This is a genomic window from Neorhizobium sp. NCHU2750 (assembly GCF_003597675.1).
Classification (GTDB): Bacteria; Pseudomonadota; Alphaproteobacteria; order Rhizobiales; family Rhizobiaceae; genus Neorhizobium.
Map to the genome: position 1 here is coordinate 186,476 of NZ_CP030830.1, position 21,837 is coordinate 208,312.

A 21,837-nucleotide genomic window follows, 5' to 3' on the forward strand; every position below is an offset into this window, starting at 1 on the left:
AAGCAAGGTTGTGTCGCTCGAGGAGGAGCGCTGGAACACCGCCTTTGGGCGGCCAAGTGGAGGAAAGCATGCCAAAAATCTCCGCAGCCCGTATTCTGATTGCATCCTGCGTGCTTGCCGGCGCCACCAGCCCTGCATTTGCGTTCGACTGGAAGGCGCATGACGGCGAAACGGTTTCGTTTCTCGCCAACAACAATCCCTGGTCCCAGGCCGTGCTCTCCTACAAGGACGAGTTCACCAAACTGACCGGCATCGAGCTGAAGGTCGATTCCTATCAGGAACAGCAGATGCGCCAGCGTCTGGTGACCGTGATGAATTCTAAGAGCGACGAAGTCGACGTCTTCATGACGCTGGCATCGCGCGAAGGCGAGCAGTTTGCCGCTGCCGGATGGTATGCCGACCTTACGGCCTCCGCACAGAAAGATGTCTCGCCTGACTATGATTTCGCCGGCATCAGTCCGGCGCTGGTCAAGGCTGCCACCTTCGGCGGCAAGCTGACCAGCATTCCGCTCAATCTCGAAGGCCCGCTGCTTTATTACCGCACCGATATCTTCGAAAAGTGCAAGATTGCCAAGCCGACGTCGCTCGCCGATGTACAGGCGGCGGCCAAGACGCTGAAAGAGTGCGACAGCAGCATCACGCCCTTTACATCGCGTGGCCTGAAGGCGGCGATCGCCTATACGTTCAGCAATGTCCTGCATAACATGGGTGGCAAGTATATTGTCGACGGCAAGTCGGCCCTGTGCTCGCCGGCCAGCCAGAAGGCGATCGGCTATTACGGTGAGCTGCTCAAGGATTATGGCCCGCCCGGCTCGTCGAATTACAGCTTTTACCAGATCTCGGCGCTCTATCGTGCCGGCCGCGCGGCGATGGCGTTCGAATCCTCGAACGAGCTGCGCACCATCATGGAAGGCGGCGAACGTCTGAAGGATACGGATGTGATCCCGCTGCCGGCGGGTGACGCGGGCAGCGTGCCGACGGCGATCGGCTGGGGCCTGTCGGTCTCCGCCAACAGCGCCCACAAGGATGCCGCCTGGTATTTCGTGCAATGGGCATCCAGCCCGGAAATGCAGAAGCGTCTTGCCATCCAGGGTGTTGCCGCGCCGCGTGCCTCGGTCGCCGATGATCCGGAATACAAGAAGTGGATTTCCGAGGCGCCGGTGCGCGCCAGCTGGCAGTCGGCGCTTGGCGAGCTTGCAACGAAGGGGTCTTCCGAAGTCGGTTACCCGATCATCGCCAACCCGGAATCGCGTGATTACATCGGCCAGGCCGTGCAGGATATTCTCCTCGGCCAGAAACCGGTCGCCGAGGCCTGCGCCGCGGCAGACAGCGCGCTCGATGGGCTGATCGCCCGCAAATAATCCGGTCTGATTTTCGACCGATACCAAACTTAAGTCGCGACCCCGATCGTCGGGGTCGCCAGTCCCCAGATCCTGCCCCGATACCGATTGGAGAGCCCTCCATGAAACCAGGCTTGAACGACAGCCAGGGACGGCAGCTTGCTGCCTTGTCCGCACCGGCGGTGATTTTTACCGTCGCGATGATCGCCTTCCCGGTCGTTTATACGATCTGGCTCGGTTTCCGGTCGTTTTCCAGCACCGGCGCCTCCAGCTTCACGGGGCTTGCCAACTACACGGCGCTGATCAAAGACGGCGAGTTCTGGAACGGGCTCTATGTCACCTTCGCGCTCTATATCCTTTCCATGGTGCTGCAGCTCGTTTTCGGCATCTATCTCGCCATGCTGCTCTTCCATTCCAAGCGGCTTTCCGGCTTCCTGCGCTCGCTTCTGATCTCGCCTTTCATGATGCCGCCGGTTGTGGCCGGCATGATGTGGCTGGTCATTCTCGATCCGTCGCTCGGCGCTGCCAATTATATCCTTCAGTCGCTCGGCCTGCCGCCGTCCGAATGGCTGGCCTCGCCGACCTGGGTCATCCCGACCGTGGCCTTGATCGATACCTGGCAATGGGCACCCTATGTGGCACTGATCGTGCTCGGCGGCCTGCAGTCACTGCCACCCAGTGTCTATGAAGCCGCACAGATCGACGGCGCCTCGCCGGCCCGCATTTTTCGCCGCATCACGTTGCCGCTGCTCCTGCCGACCATCGTCACCGCCGCGGTGCTGCGCAGCGTCGATCTGCTCCGCTTCTTCGACATCATCTACATCACCACCCAGGGCGGGCCGGGCAATGCGTCGAACACGCTCAACATCTACGGTTTCCGCGTCGGTTTCGAGTTCTTCAACATCGGTTACGCCAGCGCCCTGATGATCACGCTTTCGGCCATCGTGCTGGTCGCCGTGCTGATGCTCAACCGCCTGCGCTCTGCCGTGGCCTGGTGAGGGAGACAGCCATGAACGCTACCCAAAATTCAGATCGCTGGCTCCACTGGCTGAACACGATCCAGCTCACCATTGCCGGCATCCTGATCCTCGCGCCGACCGTCTGGATGGTTCTCTCCTCCTTCAAGCCGTCCTTCGAGGTCACGTCCTATCCTCCGACGCTGTTTTTCCAGCCGACCTTCGAAAACTATGAAACGCTGTGGCAGACAACGCCGTTCTTCTCCTATGCGTTCAACAGTTTCGTTGTCACCATCGGCTCGACCCTGCTCGGCCTGATCTTCGGCATTCCGGCCGCCTTCGCGGTCTCCTGGTCACGGGTCACCTGGCCAGCGATCCTGACGCTCGCCGCGCGCATGGCGCCGGGCACGCTGTTTCTTCTGCCCTGGTACATCATGTTCCGCGAGGTCGGTCTCATCGGCTCCTATACGGCGCTGATCCTCAGCCATGCGGTCATCACCATGCCGATCGTCATCTGGGTCCTGCTGCCTTTCTTCGACAACATTCCGCGCAGCGTGTTCGAGGCGGCGCAGATGGATGGCTGTTCGGTGACACGGGTGCTCTGGAAGATCGCGCTGCCGCTGGTCGGCTCCGGTGTCGCCGTCTCCTCCATTCTCGCCTTCGTCTTCTCCTGGAACTTCTTCCTCTTCTCGTTGATCCTGTCGAATTCCGACACGAAGACACTCATCGCAGCCGCATTCAATTTCGTCGGAGAGGGTTCTACGCAATGGGGATCGCTGATGGCCGCCGCAACGCTGATCGCGCTGCCGCCACTTGCGCTCGCCATTCTGGTGCAACGCTGGCTGGTCGCCGGCCTCACTCTCGGCGCCGTTAAAGGATGATCATCATGAGCGACAGACAAAACTCACGCATGCGGGCCTCGGTTTTTCACGGAGACCGCCGCATCACCATCGAAGACCAGGATATTCCAGCCGTCAGTGAGGGCGAGGTTCTGGTCAAGGTCAGCCGCACGGCTCTGTGCGGCTCGGATTTCAAGCTCTGGCACAAGGGCGCGGAATTCACCGCCGGCCACGAGATCTTTGGAACGGTCGAACAGCCGGGCCATCCGCGCCACGGCCAGCGCAATGTCGTTTATATCCCGCTGCATTGCGATCACTGCGAGGCCTGCAAGGCCGGTGACACGCAGATGTGCCTGGAAGTGTCGAGCCTGATCGGCTGGAACCGGCCGGGCGGTTATGCGGAATATCTGCCGGTGCCGGAAAACTGCCTCCTGCCGGTCCCCGACGATATCGAGGATGATCTGGCGCCGCTTCTGCTCGATACGATCGGCACGTCCGCGCATGCGGTCCGTTTCGCCATGCCGCTGGTGCCGCCGGAAGAGAATGCGCCCGTGCTCGTCATGGGTGCCGGCCCGGTTGGCCTCGGCGTTCTTCTGGCGCTGCAGAGCCTCGGTTACACCGACATTCATGTCGCCGATCCCATTGAGGAACGGTTGCAGATCGCGCTTTCCTTCGGTGCCAAGGCCCACCCGGTCGGGTCGCGGGAAAAACGCTTCAAGCTGATCTTCGAATGCTCGGGTGCGCATGCAGCCCGTAATCTCGGCATCGAACTCGTCCTGCCGCGCGGCGCGCTGATGCTGGTCGGCGAGAATGCCCAGCCCTGGACGATCGAGGAGGGCAAGATCTTTCGCCGAAAGGATTTTTACATGATCCGGACTTTCTATTTCCCGATCCGGGATTTCGAGCCGAATATCGAGCTGCTCAGGAGGAACAGGGAGAAATACCGGCGCTTCGTCGATGCAGCCTTCGGGCTCGACGCGCTGCCGGAAAATTTCGCCCGCTTTGCCGAAGGCAAGCTGATCAAACCTGTCCTGTCCTTCGGGTGATCCATGGCCTCCATCAGCATCAAGAACCTGTCCAAAAAATTCGGTGAACTCACCATCATTCCGGGTCTCGACCTGGAGATTGCCGATGAGGAGTTCGTGGTTTTCGTCGGCCCATCGGGCTGCGGCAAGTCCACGCTTCTGCGCATCATCGCCGGGCTCGAGCCGTCGAGCGGCGGTGACATTTTCATCGGCGATACCAAGGTCAACAACGTGCCGGCCTCCAAGCGCGATATCGCCATGGTCTTCCAGGATTATGCGCTCTATCCGCATATGACGGTCTACGGCAACATGGCGTTTGCGCTCGAACTGCGCGGCATGACAAAGCCGGAGATCGACCAGCGCGTGCGCCGCGCCGCCGGCCTTCTGCATATCGAGCCCTTCCTTGAGCGCAAGCCGAAGGCGCTTTCGGGCGGCCAGCGCCAGCGTGTCGCCATGGGCCGCGCCATCGTGCGCGATCCAAAGGTTTTCCTGTTCGACGAACCGCTGTCCAACCTCGACGCAAAACTGCGCAACCAGGTGCGCGCTGAGATCAAGGCACTCTCCCAGGAACTCAGGACGACGATGATCTTCGTCACCCACGACCAGGTCGAGGCGATGACGATGGCGGACCGCATCGTCGTCCTGAAGGGTGGCGAGATCCAGCAATATGGCCGACCGGAAGAGGTTTATGAAACGCCGGCCAACCAGTTCGTCGCGGGTTTCATCGGCTCTCCGGCCATGAACTTTTTCGACATCCGCCGCGCGGGTGACGGTTTTGCTCTCGTGGGTGCGGACGGGCTGAAGGCACCGGTGCCGGATGCCGCAAAGGTGGGACTGGGCGCGATGGAGGAAGCCGTCATCGGCATCCGCCCCGAACATTTCCTGCATGCGCCCGATGATCCCGCGGCCTTTGCCGTGACCATCGATCTGGTCGAACCGCTCGGCTCCGACACGCTGGTGCATTTCAATCTCGCAGGCGTCAGGACGGTGGCAAGGGTCAATCCCGAACTGCGTCCGAAGGTTGGCGAACAGCTGAAACTCGCCGCCCAGCCGGGCAAGGCGCATGTCTTCGACAAGGCGTCCGGAAGGGCGATCCGATGATTGGAGAGATCACAATTCCCGATGCGAAGGTGCCGAAGGTCGTCTGCCTCGGCCTTTCCGCCCTCGACCGCATCTGGCGGGTGGAGACGGGATTTTCCGGCGGCGGCAGCGAGAAGATTAGGGCGGCCGAACATCTGACCGAGCATGGCGGGCTGGCGGCCAACGCTGCCGTCACCGTTGCCAGACTGGGCGGCACGACCGCGTTCTGGGGCAGGGCGGGCGACGACGATGCCGGACGCTTCATGGCCGGTGCCTTTGCCGCCGAAGGCGTCGATGTCGAACATTTCCGTCTCTTAGAGGGCGGAGCCTCCTCGGTTTCCGCCATCATTGTCGACGGGAATGGCGAGCGGCAGATCGCCAATTTCCGCGGCGCCTTTCCGACAGACCCTTCCTGGCTGCCGCTCTCCACGCTCGATGCCGATTGTGTTCTCGGCGATCCGCGCTGGCCGGACGGGGCGGATGCCTTGTTCCGCAGCGCCCGGCAAAAGGGCATTCCGACGATCCTCGACGGCGAAGTCGCCGACAGCGAGATCTTCGAGCGTCTTTTACCGCTGACGGATCAGGTGATTTTTTCGGAGCCGGGACTGTCGGGTTTTGCCGGGCCGGACATAGCCTCAGCCCTTCAACACGCCGCTTCCTTCGGCAGCAAAATGGTGGCGGTGACGCGCGGCAACAAGGGCCTCGTCTGGCTGGAGGATGGCCGTATCCAGGAAATGCCCGCACCGAACGTGGTTGCGATCGACACCACCGCTGCCGGCGACGTTTTTCACGGCGCCTACGCCTTTGCGATCGGCGCCGGCGCCGCGATCGAAGACAGCCTGACCTTTGCCAGCGCGGTTGCCGCGCTGAAATGCACCCGCGCCGGCGGCCGCGCCGCCATCCCGACACTTGATGAACTCAGATCCTTTGAAAGGAAGACCCATGCTTACACTCGGTAAATCCCGCGGCCTTGCGCGCCTTGCCAATAAGGAAGGTCATTTCTGCATGGTCGCCCTCGACCAGCGCCCGCCGCTTTTCGAAGCGATCGCGGCTGCCCGCGGCATCGACAAGACGAAAGTGCCGTTTTCCGACGTCATCACTGCTAAGCGCCTGCTGGTGGAAAAACTCTCGCCGCATTGCAGCTCGATGCTGTTCGATCCGAACTATGCGATCCCGGCTGCGATCGATGTTCTGCCGGCCGATTGCGGCCTGATCGTCACGCTCGAAGATCACCGCACCGAAGAGACCGAAGGCGGCCGCAAGTCGAAGGTGATTGCCGACTGGAGCGTCGAAAAGATCCGCCGCCTCGGTGGCGATGCCGTCAAGGTTCTTGCCTGGTATCGCCCGGATGCTTCGCCGGATGTGCTCGAACATCAGAAGAATTTCGTCCGCCAGATCGGCGAGGACTGCAAGCGCTTCGATATCGCCTATGTGCTCGAACTGCTGGTCTTCCCCTTCCTCGGCCAGGCCGGCCATACGGCGGACTATGTCGAGTCTCCGACCAAGCTACCGGAACTGGTGATCGACAGCGTGCGCGAATTCGCCAAGCCGGAATATGGCGTCGATCTCCTGAAGCTGGAAAGCCCGCTTGCCGCAAACAGCCTGCCGGCCCGTGACGGCAGCGCGGCCGCCAAGGCTGCGCAGAACGAATTCGACATGGTCGGCAAGATCTGCGCCGATGCCGGCATTCCCTGGGTGCTTCTCTCCGGCGGTGCCGCGCCGGAAAAATTCGAACTCGTGCTGGAATATGCCTATGCGGCCGGCGCCGGTGGTTTCCTTGCCGGTCGGACGATCTGGCTCAATTCGATCCGCACGCATTTCCCCGACACGGCTGCCGTCGGCAAGTCGCTGGCGCATGAAGGGGTTGCTGTTCTCGATAGCCTCAGCCGCCTGACGGCGGAAAAGGCGCCGAAGTGGAAAGCACCGGCGCCGGCCTTCGAGGCGATCAAGAACGAAGGCGATTTCGCCCAGAGCTACGCCGCGGCCTGAGACCGAACCTGTCGGGCGCCGTGAGCTGATCATGGCGCCCGGTCAAAATTCCTAAAAAAATGCGAGGCTAGGATGATCCAGGACCCGTTCAGTTTTCCACCCGGCTTCCATGCCATCGTCATTGGTGGGGCGGGCGATATCGGCTCGGCCATCGCCGAACTCTTTCACGCCCGCGGTGCAACCGTCACCGTGACCGGCCATGACCAGCCCGCAGTCGATCGCTGCCGGCTGAATGGCATGCAGAGGATATCGGGCGCGGTTCTCGACGTCACGTCCGATGCCGATGTCACAGCCTTTGCCACTGGTTTCGAGCGGGTCGATGCCGTGGTCAATTGCGCCGGCATTCTGGCCCGCGACGAGGAATTCAAGATCGAGATGTTCCAGAAGGTGCTGGACGTCAATCTGACCGGCACGTTCCGTATCTGCATGGCCTTCAAGCCGCATCTCGCCGCCTCGAAAGGCTCGATCGTCAATATTGCTTCCATGAATGCTTTTGCCGCACTGCCGCGCATCCCCGCCTATTGCGCCAGCAAGGGCGGCGTCGTGATGCTGACCAAGGCGCTTGCACTCGCTTGGGCGGAAGAGGGTATTCGCGTCAATGCCGTCGCGCCCGGTTATATCGAGACGGCGATCAACGCCGAGGGACGCAAGGACAAGGCGCATCACGACAGGATTGCCGGCCGCACGGCGCTCAAGCGCTGGGGCAAGCCAGAAGACGTCGCGGGAATGGCCGTTTTCCTCTGCATGTCGGCCTCCGAATATGCGACAGGCACCGTTTATGCGATCGACGGCGGTTTTCTGGCAGGATGACGAGGGAAGGGGTTTTCCATGCAAGATGAGACTAGGATCATCTCGGCCGAAGCGCTGGTTTTTCGTGTGCCGCTGGCAAAACCGGTCTCGACCTCGTTCGGCACCATGCTCGACCGCCCGGCGGTCTTCGTGCGCCTCGAGGACGATCGCGGCACGGTCGGCTGGGGCGAGATCTGGTGCAACTGGCCGGCCTGTGGTGCCGAACACCGGGCGCGCCTGCTTGTCAGCGATATCGCGCCGCGTGTTATCGGAAAACCTCTGCCGCCTCCATCGGAACTCTTCCGGCAATTGACGGCGTCGACCGAAATTCTCGTCCTGCAGACCGGCGAGGTCGGCCCTTATGCGCAGGTTATTGCCGGTTTCGACATGGCCTATTGGGATCTGACGGCACGCCGTTCCGGTTTGTCATTGGCGAGGGCGATTAGCGACACGGCCACCGGCCGGGTACGCGCCTATGCCAGCGGCATCCATATTCTTGATGCGGAACGCATGGTGGCCGAGGCTCGCTCCGCTGGGTATCGCGATTTCAAGGTGAAGGTCGGTTTCGATTTCGACCGTGATCTCGATCTTCTGCGCCGCCTGCATGCTGATCTCCGCCCCGGCGAGACGCTGCATGCCGACGCAAACCAGGGTTTTTCCGCCGAACAGGCCCGCGCCTTTTTACGCGCGACAGACAATCTTGGCCTCGGCTGGATGGAAGAACCGGTGCGGGTGGACTCTTCCGAAACTCTCTGGGCGGATCTTGCCGGGTTCACATCGACGCCGCTGGCCGGTGGTGAGAACCTGATCGGCGAGGCGGCCTTCCATTCCGCTATCGAAGCCGGCAGCCTCGCCGTCATCCAGCCCGATGCGGCGAAATGGGGCGGGCCGAGCGGCTGTTTTGCTGTTGCGCAGGCCGCCCGCGCAGCCGGAAGACGGTATTGCCCGCATTTCCTCGGAGCCGGCATTGGGCTGGTAGCCTCAGCCCATATTCTCGCGGCTGCCGGTGGGGACGGCATGCTGGAGATCGACGTCAATCCCAATCCGCTGCGCGATGCCATCCAGCCACGCTGGCCGGTGGTTCACGACGGCTGGGTCGAGTTGCCGGAAGGTGAGGGGCTCGGTGTCGAGCCGGATCTGCAACAACTGGCGCCCTTCGAGACGATGCGGCTTGTTGCGGAACAGCGGACGTGATGCCTTCAGGCGGCATCGCCCTTTTCATCCTTCTGTCTTTCGTCGCCGCCTATATGCAGACGCTGACCGGTTTTGCCTTCGGCCTGCTTTTGATGGGTGCGGTGGCTTTGACCGGGCTCATCCCCCTGCCGGAAGCCGCGATCATCGTCAGCCTGCTGACACTCGCCAACGCATTGATGGTTCTGGTCAAAGGATGGCGGGAAATCGCCCGAAAACCGTTCCTGCTATCGCTTTGCGGCGCCATTCCGCTGATCTTGGTCGGCTATGTGCTTCTCGACTTGCTGGCCTCGTCGTCGCTCGCCGCCCTGCGGCTGATCCTCGGCCTCGTCATCATCGTCTCCAGCCTGCAGCTGATCTTCAGGCCCAGTCCGCGTGAAACCCTGTCCTCGGGGCCGAGCTTCGTGTTCTTCGGCGCGCTTGGCGGCATCATGGGCGGGTTGTTTTCCACCGCCGGGCCACCGCTCGTCTATCATCTCTATCGGCAACCGCTGCCGCACAGCACGATCCGTGAAACGTTGGTGGCGGTGTTTTCGATCAATGCCATGTTCCGCCTCGTGCTGGTAACGGCTTCGGGAGAGCTGCCGTCCCATGCGATCGTCTGGGCTGCCGCCGGCCTGCCAAGCGTGTTGATCGCCACCTATGCTGCCCGTCGCTGGCCGCCGCCTCTGTCACCAGCGGCTCTCCGGCGACTGGCTTTTGTCCTACTGCTGATGTCGGGATTATCGCTGGCCCTGCCGGTGATAATGGGATGAAGTGTTGTATCACGCGCCTCGACGGCTGATATAGGCCTCTGGTTGGAGTGCTTTCGGGAGATTGGCATGGAGGGATGTTGTTCAGGAGCGGCGCGAAATGGGCAAGGTTTAGCGCCGACCGAAACGGCAGGTTCCAGCATCCGTGGCCGGCCGGGCCAGACGATTGCAGTCAAGGGCGGCGAGAGCTTTGTCGGCACCGACGATCCGGTGATATCCGGCGATGGCGAAGGGCCGGCGCGAAAGATCCTGCTTCAGGATTTTCATCTTGAGGTCGAGACGGTGACGGTGCACCGTTTTGCCGAATTCGTCGAGGCAACGGGGCATGTGACGGAATCGGAACGGTTCGGCATGTCGGCCGTGTTCGCACCGCTCCTGAAGGATCAGGGCATGGTGACCGGCGGTGTCGTCAACACGCCCTGGTGGACCCGGATCGATGGCGCGAGCTGGAAGAAGCCGGAAGGGCCGGGCAGTTCGATCGACGACCGGCTGGACCATCCGGTAACGCAGGTTTCGTGGAATGATGCGGTCGCCTTTGCCACTTGGGTCGGCGGGCGCCTGCCGAGCGAAGCGGAATGGGAGCATGCGGCGCGTGGCGGCAACCGGCGCCGGCGGTTTGCCTGGGGTGACGAGGAACCAACCGACGAAAAGACTTTTTGCAATATCTGGCAGGGTGAGTTTCCGCGCCACAACACCCTTGCCGACGGTTATTTCGGCACGGCGCCGGCGCGCAGTTTCGAGCCGAGCGAGGCGGGCTTCTACAATCTGGCCGGCAATGTCTGGGAATGGAGCGCTGACGCCTTCAAGGTTCGCTCGCTCTCCAAGGCGGCAAAGCTGCGCAACGACCAGGCGAAAAAATCCGCCGACAAGGTTTTGAAGGGTGGCTCGTTCCTTTGCCACAAGAGCTATTGTTATCGCTACCGGATCGCCGCCCGCATGGGCCTCTCCGCCGATAGCGCGGGCAGCAATACTGGCTTTCGTGTCGCTTATGATCGCCTGCCGTTGTGAGCAAAATCTACCAGGGCAGGATCTGGCCGTTATAATTGTAGAATGTGCCGGTCTGGTGAGGTCCGGAATGGTCGATGACCTCGCGCATGCGGGAAACGCTTTCAGAGACGGTCATTCCACGGCCGCCGGTGGTAGCCACATTGCCAGGATGGATGCCGAGCACGCAGATCTGGCGCGGACCGAGATCGATCGCGAGGCTTTTCATCACCATGTTGAGGCCGGCCTTGGACGAGCGGTAGGCATAGGATTTTCCGGTATTGTTGAGGGAAATCGAGCCCATGCGGCTGGTGACGAAGGCGATCACCTTCTGCTCGCTGCCCGCCACATGCGCGGCAAACGCCTTCGAGATGACGAAGGGGGCAATCAGGTTGACCTCCAGTATCTGTCGCCAGAGTTCTGTATCCGTGCCCTCGAGCGGCGGATGCGGGCCGGGAATGCCGGCATTGTTGATGAGAATGTCGATTGCCGTCCCGTGCAGCCGTGTCGCGAGCGCAAGAACCGCGCTTTCGTCGGTTACGTCGAGTTTTTCGACTTCGATATTCGCAATGTTCGGATGGCCGGAGGAAAAAGCGTCAGGGTCGAGGCAGGTGGCGATCACCCGGTCTCCCTTTTCGGCATATTGAAGCGCGAATTCCTCGCCGAGGCCGCGGTCGCAGCCGGTGATCAGCACGGTTGCCATCGGTTCTCCCTTGTCCCTTAGGCCGGTGATGCCGTGTTAGAGGCTTTTCGCTGCCGGGCATAGCGGATAGTTGTGGGTGCAGGAGCGGTCGGGGAGGCCGTTATCGCAGGCAGGCATGGCAATAGGCATGAACGGGAGGAAAGACGTGTCAGACAGCAGCAAGAAGCCGAACATCATTTTCGTCATAACTGATCAGCAGCGGTTCGACACGATCGCCGCCGGCGGTTTTGCCTATATGAAGACGCCCAATCTCGACCGCATGGTGCGCGAAGGCACCTATTTCCGACAGACCTACGTCACCTCGCCCTCCTGCGCGCCATCACGCGCGAGCCTGTTCACCGGCGTCTATCCGCATACGAACGGTGTCTTTCGCAATGACGAGCCCTGGGCGTTCAGCTGGGTGCAGCTGATGGCGGATGCCGGCTATCGCTGCGTCAATGTCGGCAAGATGCATACGTCTCCGTTCGAAGATTCTTTCGGTTTCCATGAGCGGCATGTGGTGGAAAACAAGGACCGAGCCACCGCCCGCCTGCCGTTCTTTCTCGACCAGTGGGACAAGGCGATCTGGACGCGGGGTTTCGAAAAACCGAGCCGCGTCACCTATCGCCGGCGCGAGGATTACAAATCCTCCCTCGGCGCCTTCGTCTGGAGCCTTCCCGAAGACCTGCATTCCGACAATTTCGTTTCCGCGCTCGCCCAGATGTGGCTCGACGCCTATACCGGAAACGAGCCCTTTTTCCTACAGATCGGCATTCCCGGCCCGCATCCGCCCTATGATCCGACCCAGGAATACCTGGACATGTATGCGGATGCCGAGCTGCCGGAGCCGATCCTCAGTGCCGAGGATATCGAAGCCCAGCCAGCGGCGCTAAAGGTGCTGCGCGGCCAGCATCTTGCCGTCGATCACGATGCGGTCGTGCATCTGCCGGATCCGACGAAGGAGCAGACGCGCCGGCAAAGGCAGCATTATTTCGCCAATGTCTCGATGATCGATACGCAGATGGGCAAGCTGATCGAGGCGGTGGAGCGGCGCGGCGTCCTTGACGATACGATCATCATCTTCACCTCCGACCATGGAGACAGCCTGAACGACCACGGGCACAGCCAGAAATGGTCGATGTATGAACACAGCGTCCGGGTACCGGCGATCGTCTGGGCGCCGGGCAAGGTAGCGGAAGGCAGGGTGGTGGACGACCTCGTCTCGCTCTTCGATTTCGCGCCGACCATTCTGGACATGGCCGGCGTGCCGGTGCCGGACTGGATGGAGGCGCAGTCGCTGATGCCCTATCTCAACGGCGAGGACTGCACGCCCCGGAAATACGTCTTTTCCGAACATGCCGGCGACCGGATTTTCAGCGGCACCACATTCATGACGATGATCCGCAGCGAACGATACAAGCTGGTGCATTTCGTTGACAGCGATGAGGGGCAGCTGTTCGACATGCAGGCGGATCCGACCGAGGTGAACAATCTCTGGTCCGACCCGGCAGCTCGGGCGATAAAACAGGAGCTGATCAACGCGATCCTCACCTGGCGCATCGAAAGCGCGCTGAAGACGCAAGGGTGGACGCTCGCCAGCGTAAAACTCGGCGCCAATTCCAGCCGCACGCCGGAAAGCAGGTCTAGGCAGGGCGGGGCATGAGTGCCTAGGCTGGGCCCTGCCTTGTGCTGTCGCGCAACACCAGCTGCCAGTCCACGACCGTCGTCTGCGGTTCGCCGCCATTGATGCGGGCGAAAATCGCGTCGGCGGTGAGGCGGCCGATCTTTTCGCGGTCGGGGCGGATGGTGGTGAGCGGCGGGGTGACGCAGGCTGCCGCCTCGTTGTCGCCGAAAGCGATCACGCCGATATCTTCGGGCACGCGTCTGCCGCGTTTGCGCAGCGCTCTCAGGACACCGAAGGCGATGATGTCGCTGTTGCAGGCGATCGCATCGATATCGGGGTGGTTTTCGAGCAGGTCTTCGGCCAGCCTTTCGCCAAGATCCGGGCTGCCGCCCTGCTGTGCTGTGCGTTTGGCGATCGGCGCGAGGCCGGCCTTCTCGGCTTCCGTTTCCAGACCGATAAGACGTTTTTGCGCGCGCCGATCGTTTTCGCGCAGGCTGCCGACGAAGGCGAGTTTCTTGTAACCCTGGTCGATAAGGTGTCTCGCCTGTGCCGCGCCGACGGCGCGATGGTCGAAACCGATCGCGGTGTCGATTACGCTGCCGTCCGTATCCCACATCTCGATGATCGGAATGCCGGAGGCTTTCAGCAACTCGACGACTTTGGGTGGATGATCGACGCCGATGATCGCCACGGCCGCCGGCCGCCAGCTGAGGATCGAGCGCACCAGCTTCACTTCCTGCTCGGGATTGTAACGGGTATTGGCCAGCATGACCTGCAGGTCGCGTTCGAGCAGCGAAGATTGCAGCGTATCGATGATACTCGCGAATTCCGAATAATAGAGCGAGGTGACGACGACGCCGACGATATCGGTGCGCATGCCCGAAAGACCGCCGGCCAGCCGGTTCGGCACATAGTTCAGCTCTTCCATCGCCGTATTGATGCGCTTGCGCAATTCGGCGCGCACCGTGTTCGGCGCCCGCAAGGCCCGCGACACCGTGTTGACGGAGACACCGACCTTTTCGGCGATCGAGGCGAGCGTCGGCACAGGGCGGGTCTCCCGCTCAGTATCGGGCTTGTTCCCGTCAAGGCGCTTGTTATCCATGTCGATCGTCATAGGTCATAACCTGCCGGATACGCTTTTATTCGCAGACACGAGATTGATCGGAACGGTGAGAGTGATCGTTGCGTTAACGATAACTTTGTGCCATCAATTGCCGTGAGAGGCAAGTAAAAGGCGGGAAGAGGGCCTTTTGCCTGATGGAAATGGCCGTCGTAGGCACGCTTGCGACGGAGAGGAGCAGGATTGATGGCTGACAGGCCGAACATCATTTTGATCATGACCGATCAGCAGCGTTACGATTCCATCGCAGCGCTCGGTTACCCCTATGCCCATACCCCGAATATCGACGCGATGATCGAAAAGGGCGTGGCGCTGACCAATTGCCACATCACCGCGCCGAGCTGCGTGCCCTCGCGCGCGAGCCTGTTCACCGGCTATTATCCGCATACGACCGGCGTGCTCGCCAATGGCCAGAAATGGCAGCATACCTGGGTCGAGAGCCTGCGCGACGCCGGTTATCGCTGCGTCAATGTCGGCAAGATGCACACCATTCCCTACAATTCCGACAGCGGTTTTCACGAACGTTACGTGGTGGAAAACAAGGACCGCTACATGGAAGGGCGCTGGTATTTCGACGAATGGGACAAGGCGCTCGCCGCCAATGGTCTCGTTAAACAGCAGCGCGAATTTTATCGCGAGCGGGAGGATTATCGGGAAAGGCTCGGCTGTTTCGACTGGAAACTGCCGGAGGCGCTGCATTCCGACGCCTTTGTTGGCAATATGGCCAAGTGGTGGGTGGAGACCTATCCACCGACCGAGCCGCTTTTCCTGCAGGTCGGTTTCCCCGGTCCGCATCCGCCCTTCGATCCGCCGGCGCATTACACGGAGCGTTACCTGAAGCGCAACGACCTGCCGCTGCCGAAGCCGACAAAAGAAGAACTCGACAGCCTGCACCAGGAGCTGAAGGACAAACGTCAGCACGATGTCGAGGTCGATCACGATTCCGTCGTCTGGAGCCTCGATCCGACCGAAGACCAGATGCAGCGGCTCTGGGCGCATTATCTCGGCAATGTGACGTTGATCGACGAGAAGGTCGGCGAGCTGCTCGCGTCGCTGAAGGAGCGCGGTTATCTGGAAGATGCGATCGTCATCTTCACCTCCGACCATGGCGAGTGCCTCGGCGAACACGGGCTGATCCAGAAATGGTCGATGTATGATATCGTCACCCGCGTGCCGACGGTGATCTGGTCGACGTCGGGCCGTTTCGAAGGCGGCCGTACCGTCGATGGATTGTGCCAGCTTTTCGATCTCGGCCCGACCATTCTCGATTATGCCGGCATCACCCCGCCGAAGACGTTCGAGGCCAAAAGCCTGCGGCCGGCGCTGGAAGGAAAAGACTGGACGCCGCGCGCGCACGTCTTCTGCGAACAGATCGGCGATGTGGCCATGGCCGGCGGCGTCGAATTTATGACCGGGGTGCGCAGCGACCGATGGAAGCTCGTGCATTTCAAGGGTTCGGCCGACGGTCAGCTGTTCGATCTCGAAAACGATCCGAAGGAGGTGAAAAACCTCTGGAGCGATCCGGCTTACGATGATCGCAAGCGCGAGCTTCTCGACGTGATGCGCGACTGGCTGATCGAATCCAATTTCAAGACACGGGATGTCATGGCGGCGGCACGCTAAGCCGCTGCCGACGGACTGGCCAAAAGCTCGGGAGGAGTGATCTTGGCGGTGATGGAAAACGAAACGACACATCAAGGCGCAAGCGGGCTTTCCCCGTTATCGCGCCCCTTCGGCATGCTGACGATCAATATCGTCGCCGTCGTCGTCGGCATCTTGCTCTGGGCGCTGGTGACGTCCTTCGGCGTGGTCGGGTTGCCGACACCGCTTGCGGTCGCCAAACAGGCGGTGATCCAGGCGGAAAACGGGCTTTTGTGGTCGGATGCGCTGGCCAGCCTCGGCCGCGTCTTCACCGGTTTTGCGCTCGGCATCCTCGTCGCCATCCCGGTCGGTTTCCTGATGGGCTGGTACAGAATAGCCCGCGCCATCATCGAGCCTTATGTGCAGTTCTTCCGCACCATTCCGCCGCTCGCCATCATTCCCCTGGCGATCGTGACGATGGGGATCGACGAGATGCCGAAGATTTTCGTTATCTTCCTCGCCTCGTTCCTGTCTTCCGTCGTCGCCACCTATCAGGGCGTCATCAGCGTCGACAGGACGATGATCAATGCCGCCCGCGTGCTCGGCGCCAATGATTTCACCATCTTTCGCCGGGTCATCGTGCCGGCCTCGCTGCCCTATATCATGGTCGGCGTGCGCATCGGCCTCGGCTCATCCTGGTCGACCGTGGTTGCCGCCGAACTGATCGCCGCGCAATCCGGCCTCGGTTTTCGCATGCAGCAGGCGCAGCTCTATTACGACCTTCCGACCATTTTCGTCAGCCTGATCTCGATCGGCATTCTGGGCCTGATCATGGATCGGATCGTCATGGCGATCGATGGTGTTCTGACCGCATGGCAGGAGAAGCTATGACCCCGAAAATCTCGTTCAGAAACGTCCGCAAGACCTTCGACATCGCCGGCAAGACGGCGTTTACCGCGCTTGAAGGGCTCAACCTCGATATCGAGGATGGTGAGTTCATCACCGTTGTCGGCCCCTCCGGCTGCGGCAAGTCGACGGCGATGAATATTGCTGCGGGCCTCACCATGCCGACATCAGGACAGGTTCTCGTCGATAATGCACCGGTCAAGGGGCCGGGGCCTGAGCGGGGCGTGATTTTTCAGCAATATGCGCTGTTCCCCTGGCTGACGGTGCGCGAAAACGTCGAGTTCGGCTTGCAGATCTCGGGCAAGCCGAAGGCGGAGCGGCGGCGGATCGCCGATCACTTCATAGAGCTCGTCGGTCTCTCGGACTTTGCCAATTCGCTGCCAAAGACTTTGTCGGGCGGTATGAAGCAGCGTTGCGCAATTGCCCGCGCCTATGCGGTCAATCCGAAAATCCTGCTCATGGATGAGCCTTTCGGAGCACTGGATGCTTTGACCCGCGTCCAGCTTCAGGATCAGCTGCTTGCCATGTGGAGCAAGGAGCGGCGCACGGTGATGTTCATCACCCATGATGTGGACGAGGCGGTCTATCTCGCGAGCCGCGTCATCGTCATGGCGGCGCGTCCGGGCCGGCTGCACAAAATCGTCAATGTCGATCTGCCTTATCCCCGCACAGAGGACATGCGGCTTTCGACCGAATTTTCAGAATTGCGCAACGAGGTCTGGCGGTCGGTCTATCACCCGGCCGCTGCCGCCTGATCGCTGCGAAAGAATGCATCAGCCCGTCAAAGGAGGAATGACCATGCTGACGAGACGTAATCTTATGGTGACCAGCGCCGCTCTTGCCGGCGCAAGCGTGTTTTCGATCGGTGGCAAGGCCAGGGCCCAGTCCGCCGACATGAGCATCGGTTACATTGCCGATTTCCCGAATGCGAGCGTGCTGGCGATCGCCAAGGAACAGAAGCTTTGGGAAGCCGAAGGCATCGAGCCCTCGGTAAAGGTCTTCACCAACGGCCCGATCCAGATCCAGGCCATGGGCGCGGGCAGCCTGAATTTCGGCACGATCGGCCCCGGCGCGCTGTGGCTGCCGGCAAGCGGCCGCGCCAAGGTTGTCGGCGTCAACGATATCGGCTTTTCCGATCGGGTTATCGCGCAGGGCAGCATAACGTCCATGGCTGACCTCAAGGGCAAGAAGGTCGGCGTGCCGCAGGGTACTTCGGGCGACATGATCCTGCGGATGGCGCTGACCAAGGCCGGCCTGACCATCAACGATATCCAGATGGTGCCAATGGATCCGTCCACCGTGGTCGCCGCCTTCACCTCGAAACAGATCGAGGCGGCCGGCATCTGGTATCCTCTGATCGACACCATCAAGCCGCGTGTGCCCGACATGAAGGAATTGGCCTCCAACCAGGATTTCTACCCGCGAACCTCGTTCATCAACACCTTCGTGGCGCGCAATGAAGTGGTCGAGCAGAACCCGGATCTCGTCAAGAAATTCCTCCGTGTGATGAAGAAGGCGATGGATTATCGTGTCGCCAATCTCGATCATTCGATCGAGATCACCACGGCCTTCCTCAACGCACCGAATGAGGCGACCGACAAGGTGGCCCGCAGCCGCAAGATGCTGACCTCGAAGGAACTCGACGCCTTCACCAAGGACGGCACGGTCAACAAGTGGCTGACGGATTTCAACAAGATGTTCCAGGAGTTCGGAACGGTGAAGGAGCCGCTTGCGCCGGAGATGTTCTATACTGGTGATCTATTTATCAGCGCCTGATTGCCACAGCTGGTGACAATTAACGGAATCCCATCGAAGCGATGGTCGGGAATGGTTCCCGACCATTCCAATCCTCTGGTAATGCAATAAGAATTTTCTTTGAAAACAAAATCCCCTCGCTTACTGTCTCTCCTTTCAAAAGCTGAGGTTTTAGGGATCTCGAAGCAGAAGCTCTCGAGTAGTCCAGAAAATCAAACGACGAGTCAGAGGTTCCTATCTATTCAAGACCATCACTATTCCAGTGCCGTAGCAGCAGAGTTAAGACGCTCATCGTTTCGACTTTTGCATTAGCCATAGAAAGATCGGAGCACCGATAACGGCTGCGACAAGGCCTGCCGGGATCTGCCAGGGATAGACGAGGTTACGTCCCAGCCAGTCAGCGACCATGAGCAAGACAGATCCGATGGCCGCCGCGGAAGCAATTTCTTCGCGTGGCTTCCGATTGCCGGTGATCTTGGCGATATGCGGAGCAACGAGGCCGACGAAGGTGAGGGGGCCGACGATTACGGTCGCTGTCGCCGTAAGAACGCCCGCTATAATCAGGATGGCCGAACGTGCCTTCGATAGATCCACTCCGAGCGAGGTCGCAGTGCCATCGCCCAACGAGAGCAGTGTCAACCATCGGGACAGCATGCTTGCCAGCGGTATGGCTGCGAGCGCGCTTATCAAAGCTGCATAGGCCGCTGTCTCGCTAACGCGATAAGTCGATCCAGACATCCATGTGAGAAGAATTGCGGACCTTGGGTCGCCGCTGGTGAGCAGGACACCGGAGCAGGCGCTCAGCAGTGTCGCAAGTGAGATACCAACCAGAAGCAGCCGGTTGGGCGTGACGTGGGTGCGCTTGGTCAGCACGAGAAGTGCGGCAAGGCTGAGAATTGCCCCGGCGGTACTGGCGACAATCGACATCTGTGCCGAATAGCCGGAAACGCAAAGGAGCAGCATGATGACACCAAGTGCCGCACCCGAGGAGATTCCAAGCACTTCGGGACTTGCCATCGGATTTCCCGTCATCCGCTGCAGAAGCACACCAGAAATGGCGAGCATAGCTCCTGCGGATCCGGCGGCAACGACGCGCGGCAATCTCCAGGGCAAGATTTCGGCGGCCGTTTCAGGAGACAGCCATGCCCAGCCGGGAGGGGAGTGCCCGAAGCCGATCGCAAAGGCCAGAGCGGTCGCGAACAGAAGCATGGCGGGTTTCCTACCGGATACAACCACCCACGCATGGAAATGACCGCCCGGAGGCGGTTCGGGTGGCAAGGTCTCGGGTGCCCTGCGCGCAACGAGCAGGATCAGCAGACAGAGACTGCCGATCAGCGCCGTCGCCGTGCCTGTCGATATCTCCTGTCGCAGATGCAGGACCTGCACGCATTGATCGGTCAGCCACAGCAGAAGGCAACCGATCAGCGGCGACCAGATCAGGCGACGGCCAAACGTATTGGCCCCCATCAGGCGGGCGATCTGCGATGCCATCAACGCGACAAAGCCAAAAACCCCGACACCAGCAACACATAAGGCAGCAAGCGCCGAGGCAATCCCAAGTCCCGCGACCCTTACTAGGGAGACTCTCACTCCTCTGCTAGCGGCGATTTCGTCGCCGAGCGTGAGCATAGCGAGAGGGCGGGCGATCACGGCGATGACAATGGTCCCCGCCAGCATGCGCGGTGCGAGAAATTCAACAGTCCCCCAGCCGTTCTGGATCAGCGAACCGCTTTGCCAGATCGACAGCGAACTCAGGTAATCATGGTTGAGCACGGTCAGAACCGCGCCGATCGCGCCGAAGAACAGGTTGATCGTTAGTCCACCGATGACAACGGCATTCGGAGAAAATCGCTGCCGGCGGCAGATCGCCAGAACCAGGCCGGCGCTGATCAGGCCACCGCCAAGCGCAATCAGCCCCCCGCCATCAGCAAGCAGCGAAGGAAACCATAGCGACGTGACTGCAAGGGCGACGTAGGAGCCTCCCGAAATTCCGACGGTCGCTGGCTCGGCAATCGGGTTCTGCAAGACCTGTTGAAGGATCACGCCCGACAAGGCCAGGCCTGCCCCGACGATCCAACTGACGACGATACGCGGGAGTGCCACGTCGACAAAAACGAGCGCCGCGACATCCGCCTGCGGGTCGCGAATGCTTGAAAGCCACAGTGATGGTTCCTGGATGGCGGCCAGTGTCCCTAACGAAAGACCGATCGCCAGGCACACCGCCAAAATCAGCGCCGTCGCGGCGGACAAGCGCGGCGACGACGAGCCAAGCAAACGTACCCCTGAAGGCCTACCCGGTCGCATCATCTACCCTCGCCGGTTGACAGAGCAGCCTGGGCCAAGATCTCGATGAATCTCTGGACGGAGGGAACACCGCCCAGCGGATAGAAGACCGGGATGGGCCGAACACGTCCTGCCGCGACCATTGGGATGCCGTTCCACACAGTGCTCCCTGCAAGTGCGACCTCGGCCCGGCGAGTGCGCTCCCCCTGGTCCAAATAGAGCAACCGCGCCTGTGGCATTTCGGTCAGTTCGGCAATATCGATCAGGGCATTTCCGAAGCGGGACGTCGGCGCGCGAAGAGCATTGTTCAGCCCCAGGAGTACGATCATTTCATGCACCCAGCTGCCCGGGCCGTAGGCATAGATCTGACGACCATTTTCGTGGAGAACGCCGATTATCACATCCCGCAAATTCAGCATTTTTAGGCTTGCCGCGGCAGCCTGCTGCGTGCGGTCGAAGCCGGCGAGCCAGTGGCTTGCCGCCTCTTCCGCCGAGAGCAACCGGCCGATCTCGACAAGCGCCTTTCTCGCATTGGCAATCGGTGATGCAGGCGGATCAATGATGGTGACCGTCTGGACGGGGGCGATGCGTTCGAATTGCCCGATGAGACTGGTTTGCCAGTTGGAGATCAGGATCCTGTCGGGACGCAAAGCGGACAGAAGTTCGAGATTGGGTTCGGCGCGCGAACCCAGATCCGCAACACTTTCGGGCAGCGGGATAGTCTCCATCCATTGCCGGTAGACTGCCGTGTCCGGGACTGCGATCGGCACGGCACCTAGCGCCAGAAGGCATTCGGCCGCCGCCCAATCGGTTGTCGCAATCGAAATCGGCGTCGCGGCATGAGCCGTTCGCCACGAACCTGCCGCCAGAGCCGCACACGCCGCCAGCATCCGGCGGCGCGAGATTATTGTCAATCTGGTATCGGAATGCGGCCTCATTCC

At 61.0% G+C, this 21,837-nt stretch carries 20 protein-coding genes; 16 read left to right on the forward strand and 4 right to left on the reverse strand.

Going from position 1 to position 21,837, the window contains the following annotated elements:
- Positions 1–68: 68 nt before the first annotated feature.
- From NCHU2750_RS27090 to NCHU2750_RS27140, 11 genes are all read left to right on the forward strand, one after another.
- Positions 69–1,361 carry an ABC transporter substrate-binding protein gene (locus tag NCHU2750_RS27090; protein WP_119944912.1) on the forward strand — a complete coding sequence of 431 codons (1,293 nt, stop codon included), beginning with the start codon at positions 69–71 and terminating at the stop codon, positions 1,359–1,361.
- Between the two features lie 101 nt (positions 1,362–1,462).
- Positions 1,463–2,338 (forward strand): carbohydrate ABC transporter permease, encoded by an 876-nt coding sequence (locus NCHU2750_RS27095; protein WP_119944913.1) that lies wholly within the window; start codon positions 1,463–1,465, stop codon positions 2,336–2,338.
- A gap of 11 nt (positions 2,339–2,349) precedes the next feature.
- Positions 2,350–3,177 (forward strand): carbohydrate ABC transporter permease, encoded by an 828-nt coding sequence (locus NCHU2750_RS27100; protein ID WP_093004475.1) that lies wholly within the window; start codon positions 2,350–2,352, stop codon positions 3,175–3,177.
- Between the two features lie 5 nt (positions 3,178–3,182).
- The gene (locus NCHU2750_RS27105; protein WP_245480551.1) at positions 3,183–4,181 is read left to right on the forward strand and encodes an alcohol dehydrogenase catalytic domain-containing protein; all 999 of its coding nucleotides are present in this window, start codon (positions 3,183–3,185) and stop codon (positions 4,179–4,181) included.
- A gap of 3 nt (positions 4,182–4,184) precedes the next feature.
- Positions 4,185–5,261, forward strand: coding sequence for an ABC transporter ATP-binding protein (locus NCHU2750_RS27110; RefSeq protein ID WP_119944914.1), 1,077 nt, complete (start codon positions 4,185–4,187; stop codon positions 5,259–5,261).
- Positions 5,258–6,199 carry a sugar kinase gene (locus NCHU2750_RS27115; RefSeq protein ID WP_119944915.1) on the forward strand — a complete coding sequence of 314 codons (942 nt, stop codon included), beginning with the start codon at positions 5,258–5,260 and terminating at the stop codon, positions 6,197–6,199. The genes NCHU2750_RS27110 and NCHU2750_RS27115 overlap by 4 nt, the downstream gene beginning before the upstream one ends.
- Positions 6,183–7,229: a tagatose 1,6-diphosphate aldolase gene (locus NCHU2750_RS27120; RefSeq protein WP_119944916.1), complete on the forward strand. Its 1,047-nt coding sequence runs from the start codon at positions 6,183–6,185 to the stop codon at positions 7,227–7,229. Before NCHU2750_RS27115 ends, NCHU2750_RS27120 begins: the two co-directional genes overlap by 17 nt.
- Before the next feature lie 75 nt (positions 7,230–7,304).
- Entirely contained in the window at positions 7,305–8,039 is a 735-nt protein-coding gene (locus NCHU2750_RS27125; protein ID WP_119945080.1) for an SDR family NAD(P)-dependent oxidoreductase, read from the forward strand.
- 18 nt (positions 8,040–8,057) lie between these two features.
- Positions 8,058–9,212 carry a mandelate racemase/muconate lactonizing enzyme family protein gene (locus NCHU2750_RS27130; protein ID WP_119944917.1) on the forward strand — a complete coding sequence of 385 codons (1,155 nt, stop codon included), beginning with the start codon at positions 8,058–8,060 and terminating at the stop codon, positions 9,210–9,212.
- Entirely contained in the window at positions 9,212–9,964 is a 753-nt protein-coding gene (locus NCHU2750_RS27135) for a TSUP family transporter (protein ID WP_119944918.1), read from the forward strand. The genes NCHU2750_RS27130 and NCHU2750_RS27135 overlap by 1 nt, the downstream gene beginning before the upstream one ends.
- Before the next feature lie 66 nt (positions 9,965–10,030).
- On the forward strand, positions 10,031–10,969 hold the full coding sequence (locus tag NCHU2750_RS27140) for an SUMF1/EgtB/PvdO family nonheme iron enzyme (RefSeq protein WP_119944919.1): 939 nt from the start codon (positions 10,031–10,033) through the stop codon (positions 10,967–10,969).
- 7 nt (positions 10,970–10,976) lie between these two features.
- On the opposite strand, the gene NCHU2750_RS27145 is transcribed toward NCHU2750_RS27140, so the two are convergent.
- Positions 10,977–11,648 (reverse strand): SDR family oxidoreductase, encoded by a 672-nt coding sequence (locus NCHU2750_RS27145; RefSeq protein WP_119944920.1) that lies wholly within the window; start codon positions 11,646–11,648, stop codon positions 10,977–10,979.
- Between the two features lie 145 nt (positions 11,649–11,793).
- On the opposite strand from NCHU2750_RS27145, the gene NCHU2750_RS27150 reads away from it, so the two are divergent.
- The gene (locus NCHU2750_RS27150; protein ID WP_119944921.1) at positions 11,794–13,290 is read left to right on the forward strand and encodes a sulfatase family protein; all 1,497 of its coding nucleotides are present in this window, start codon (positions 11,794–11,796) and stop codon (positions 13,288–13,290) included.
- Positions 13,291–13,294: 4 nt separating this feature from the next.
- Here the strand turns inward: NCHU2750_RS27150 and NCHU2750_RS27155 are convergent, their stop codons facing one another.
- Positions 13,295–14,365: a LacI family DNA-binding transcriptional regulator gene (locus tag NCHU2750_RS27155; RefSeq protein ID WP_119944922.1), complete on the reverse strand. Its 1,071-nt coding sequence runs from the start codon at positions 14,363–14,365 to the stop codon at positions 13,295–13,297.
- Positions 14,366–14,557: 192 nt separating this feature from the next.
- On the opposite strand from NCHU2750_RS27155, the gene NCHU2750_RS27160 reads away from it, so the two are divergent.
- The 4 genes from NCHU2750_RS27160 (at position 14,558) to NCHU2750_RS27175 (ending at position 18,634) form a co-directional block, all read left to right on the forward strand.
- Positions 14,558–15,994 carry a sulfatase family protein gene (locus NCHU2750_RS27160; protein WP_119944923.1) on the forward strand — a complete coding sequence of 479 codons (1,437 nt, stop codon included), beginning with the start codon at positions 14,558–14,560 and terminating at the stop codon, positions 15,992–15,994.
- A 114-nt stretch (positions 15,995–16,108) separates the two neighbouring features.
- Positions 16,109–16,843, forward strand: a complete 735-nt coding sequence (locus NCHU2750_RS27165; RefSeq protein WP_205583932.1) for an ABC transporter permease — start codon at positions 16,109–16,111, stop codon at positions 16,841–16,843.
- Entirely contained in the window at positions 16,840–17,613 is a 774-nt protein-coding gene (locus NCHU2750_RS27170; RefSeq protein WP_119944925.1) for an ABC transporter ATP-binding protein, read from the forward strand. The genes NCHU2750_RS27165 and NCHU2750_RS27170 overlap by 4 nt, the downstream gene beginning before the upstream one ends.
- A 46-nt stretch (positions 17,614–17,659) precedes the next feature.
- Positions 17,660–18,634 (forward strand): aliphatic sulfonate ABC transporter substrate-binding protein, encoded by a 975-nt coding sequence (locus NCHU2750_RS27175; RefSeq protein ID WP_502703886.1) that lies wholly within the window; start codon positions 17,660–17,662, stop codon positions 18,632–18,634.
- A 267-nt stretch (positions 18,635–18,901) separates the two neighbouring features.
- Here the strand turns inward: NCHU2750_RS27175 and fhuB are convergent, their stop codons facing one another.
- Positions 18,902–20,887 (reverse strand): Fe(3+)-hydroxamate ABC transporter permease FhuB, encoded by a 1,986-nt coding sequence (gene fhuB, locus NCHU2750_RS27180; protein WP_162939823.1) that lies wholly within the window; start codon positions 20,885–20,887, stop codon positions 18,902–18,904.
- Positions 20,888–20,916: 29 nt separating this feature from the next.
- Positions 20,917–21,834 carry an ABC transporter substrate-binding protein gene (locus NCHU2750_RS27185; protein WP_162939824.1) on the reverse strand — a complete coding sequence of 306 codons (918 nt, stop codon included), beginning with the start codon at positions 21,832–21,834 and terminating at the stop codon, positions 20,917–20,919.
- Positions 21,835–21,837: the final 3 nt, after the last annotated feature.

Bases quoted from the DNA above. Each gene is read 5' to 3' on its own strand.
- NCHU2750_RS27090 (WP_119944912.1), top strand. From the start codon at position 69: ATGCCAAAAATCTCCGCAGCCCGTATTCTGATTGCATCCTGCGTGCTT.
- NCHU2750_RS27095 (WP_119944913.1), top strand. From the start codon at position 1,463: ATGAAACCAGGCTTGAACGACAGCCAGGGACGGCAGCTTGCTGCCTTG.
- NCHU2750_RS27100 (WP_093004475.1), top strand. From the start codon at position 2,350: ATGAACGCTACCCAAAATTCAGATCGCTGGCTCCACTGGCTGAACACG.
- NCHU2750_RS27105 (WP_245480551.1), top strand. From the start codon at position 3,183: ATGAGCGACAGACAAAACTCACGCATGCGGGCCTCGGTTTTTCACGGA.
- NCHU2750_RS27110 (WP_119944914.1), top strand. From the start codon at position 4,185: ATGGCCTCCATCAGCATCAAGAACCTGTCCAAAAAATTCGGTGAACTC.
- NCHU2750_RS27115 (WP_119944915.1), top strand. From the start codon at position 5,258: ATGATTGGAGAGATCACAATTCCCGATGCGAAGGTGCCGAAGGTCGTC.
- NCHU2750_RS27120 (WP_119944916.1), top strand. From the start codon at position 6,183: ATGCTTACACTCGGTAAATCCCGCGGCCTTGCGCGCCTTGCCAATAAG.
- NCHU2750_RS27130 (WP_119944917.1), top strand. From the start codon at position 8,058: ATGCAAGATGAGACTAGGATCATCTCGGCCGAAGCGCTGGTTTTTCGT.
- NCHU2750_RS27135 (WP_119944918.1), top strand. From the start codon at position 9,212: ATGCCTTCAGGCGGCATCGCCCTTTTCATCCTTCTGTCTTTCGTCGCC.
- NCHU2750_RS27140 (WP_119944919.1), top strand. From the start codon at position 10,031: ATGGAGGGATGTTGTTCAGGAGCGGCGCGAAATGGGCAAGGTTTAGCG.
- NCHU2750_RS27145 (WP_119944920.1), bottom strand. From the start codon at position 11,648: ATGGCAACCGTGCTGATCACCGGCTGCGACCGCGGCCTCGGCGAGGAA.
- NCHU2750_RS27155 (WP_119944922.1), bottom strand. From the start codon at position 14,365: ATGACGATCGACATGGATAACAAGCGCCTTGACGGGAACAAGCCCGAT.
- NCHU2750_RS27160 (WP_119944923.1), top strand. From the start codon at position 14,558: ATGGCTGACAGGCCGAACATCATTTTGATCATGACCGATCAGCAGCGT.
- NCHU2750_RS27165 (WP_205583932.1), top strand. From the start codon at position 16,109: ATGCTGACGATCAATATCGTCGCCGTCGTCGTCGGCATCTTGCTCTGG.
- NCHU2750_RS27170 (WP_119944925.1), top strand. From the start codon at position 16,840: ATGACCCCGAAAATCTCGTTCAGAAACGTCCGCAAGACCTTCGACATC.
- NCHU2750_RS27185 (WP_162939824.1), bottom strand. From the start codon at position 21,834: ATGAGGCCGCATTCCGATACCAGATTGACAATAATCTCGCGCCGCCGG.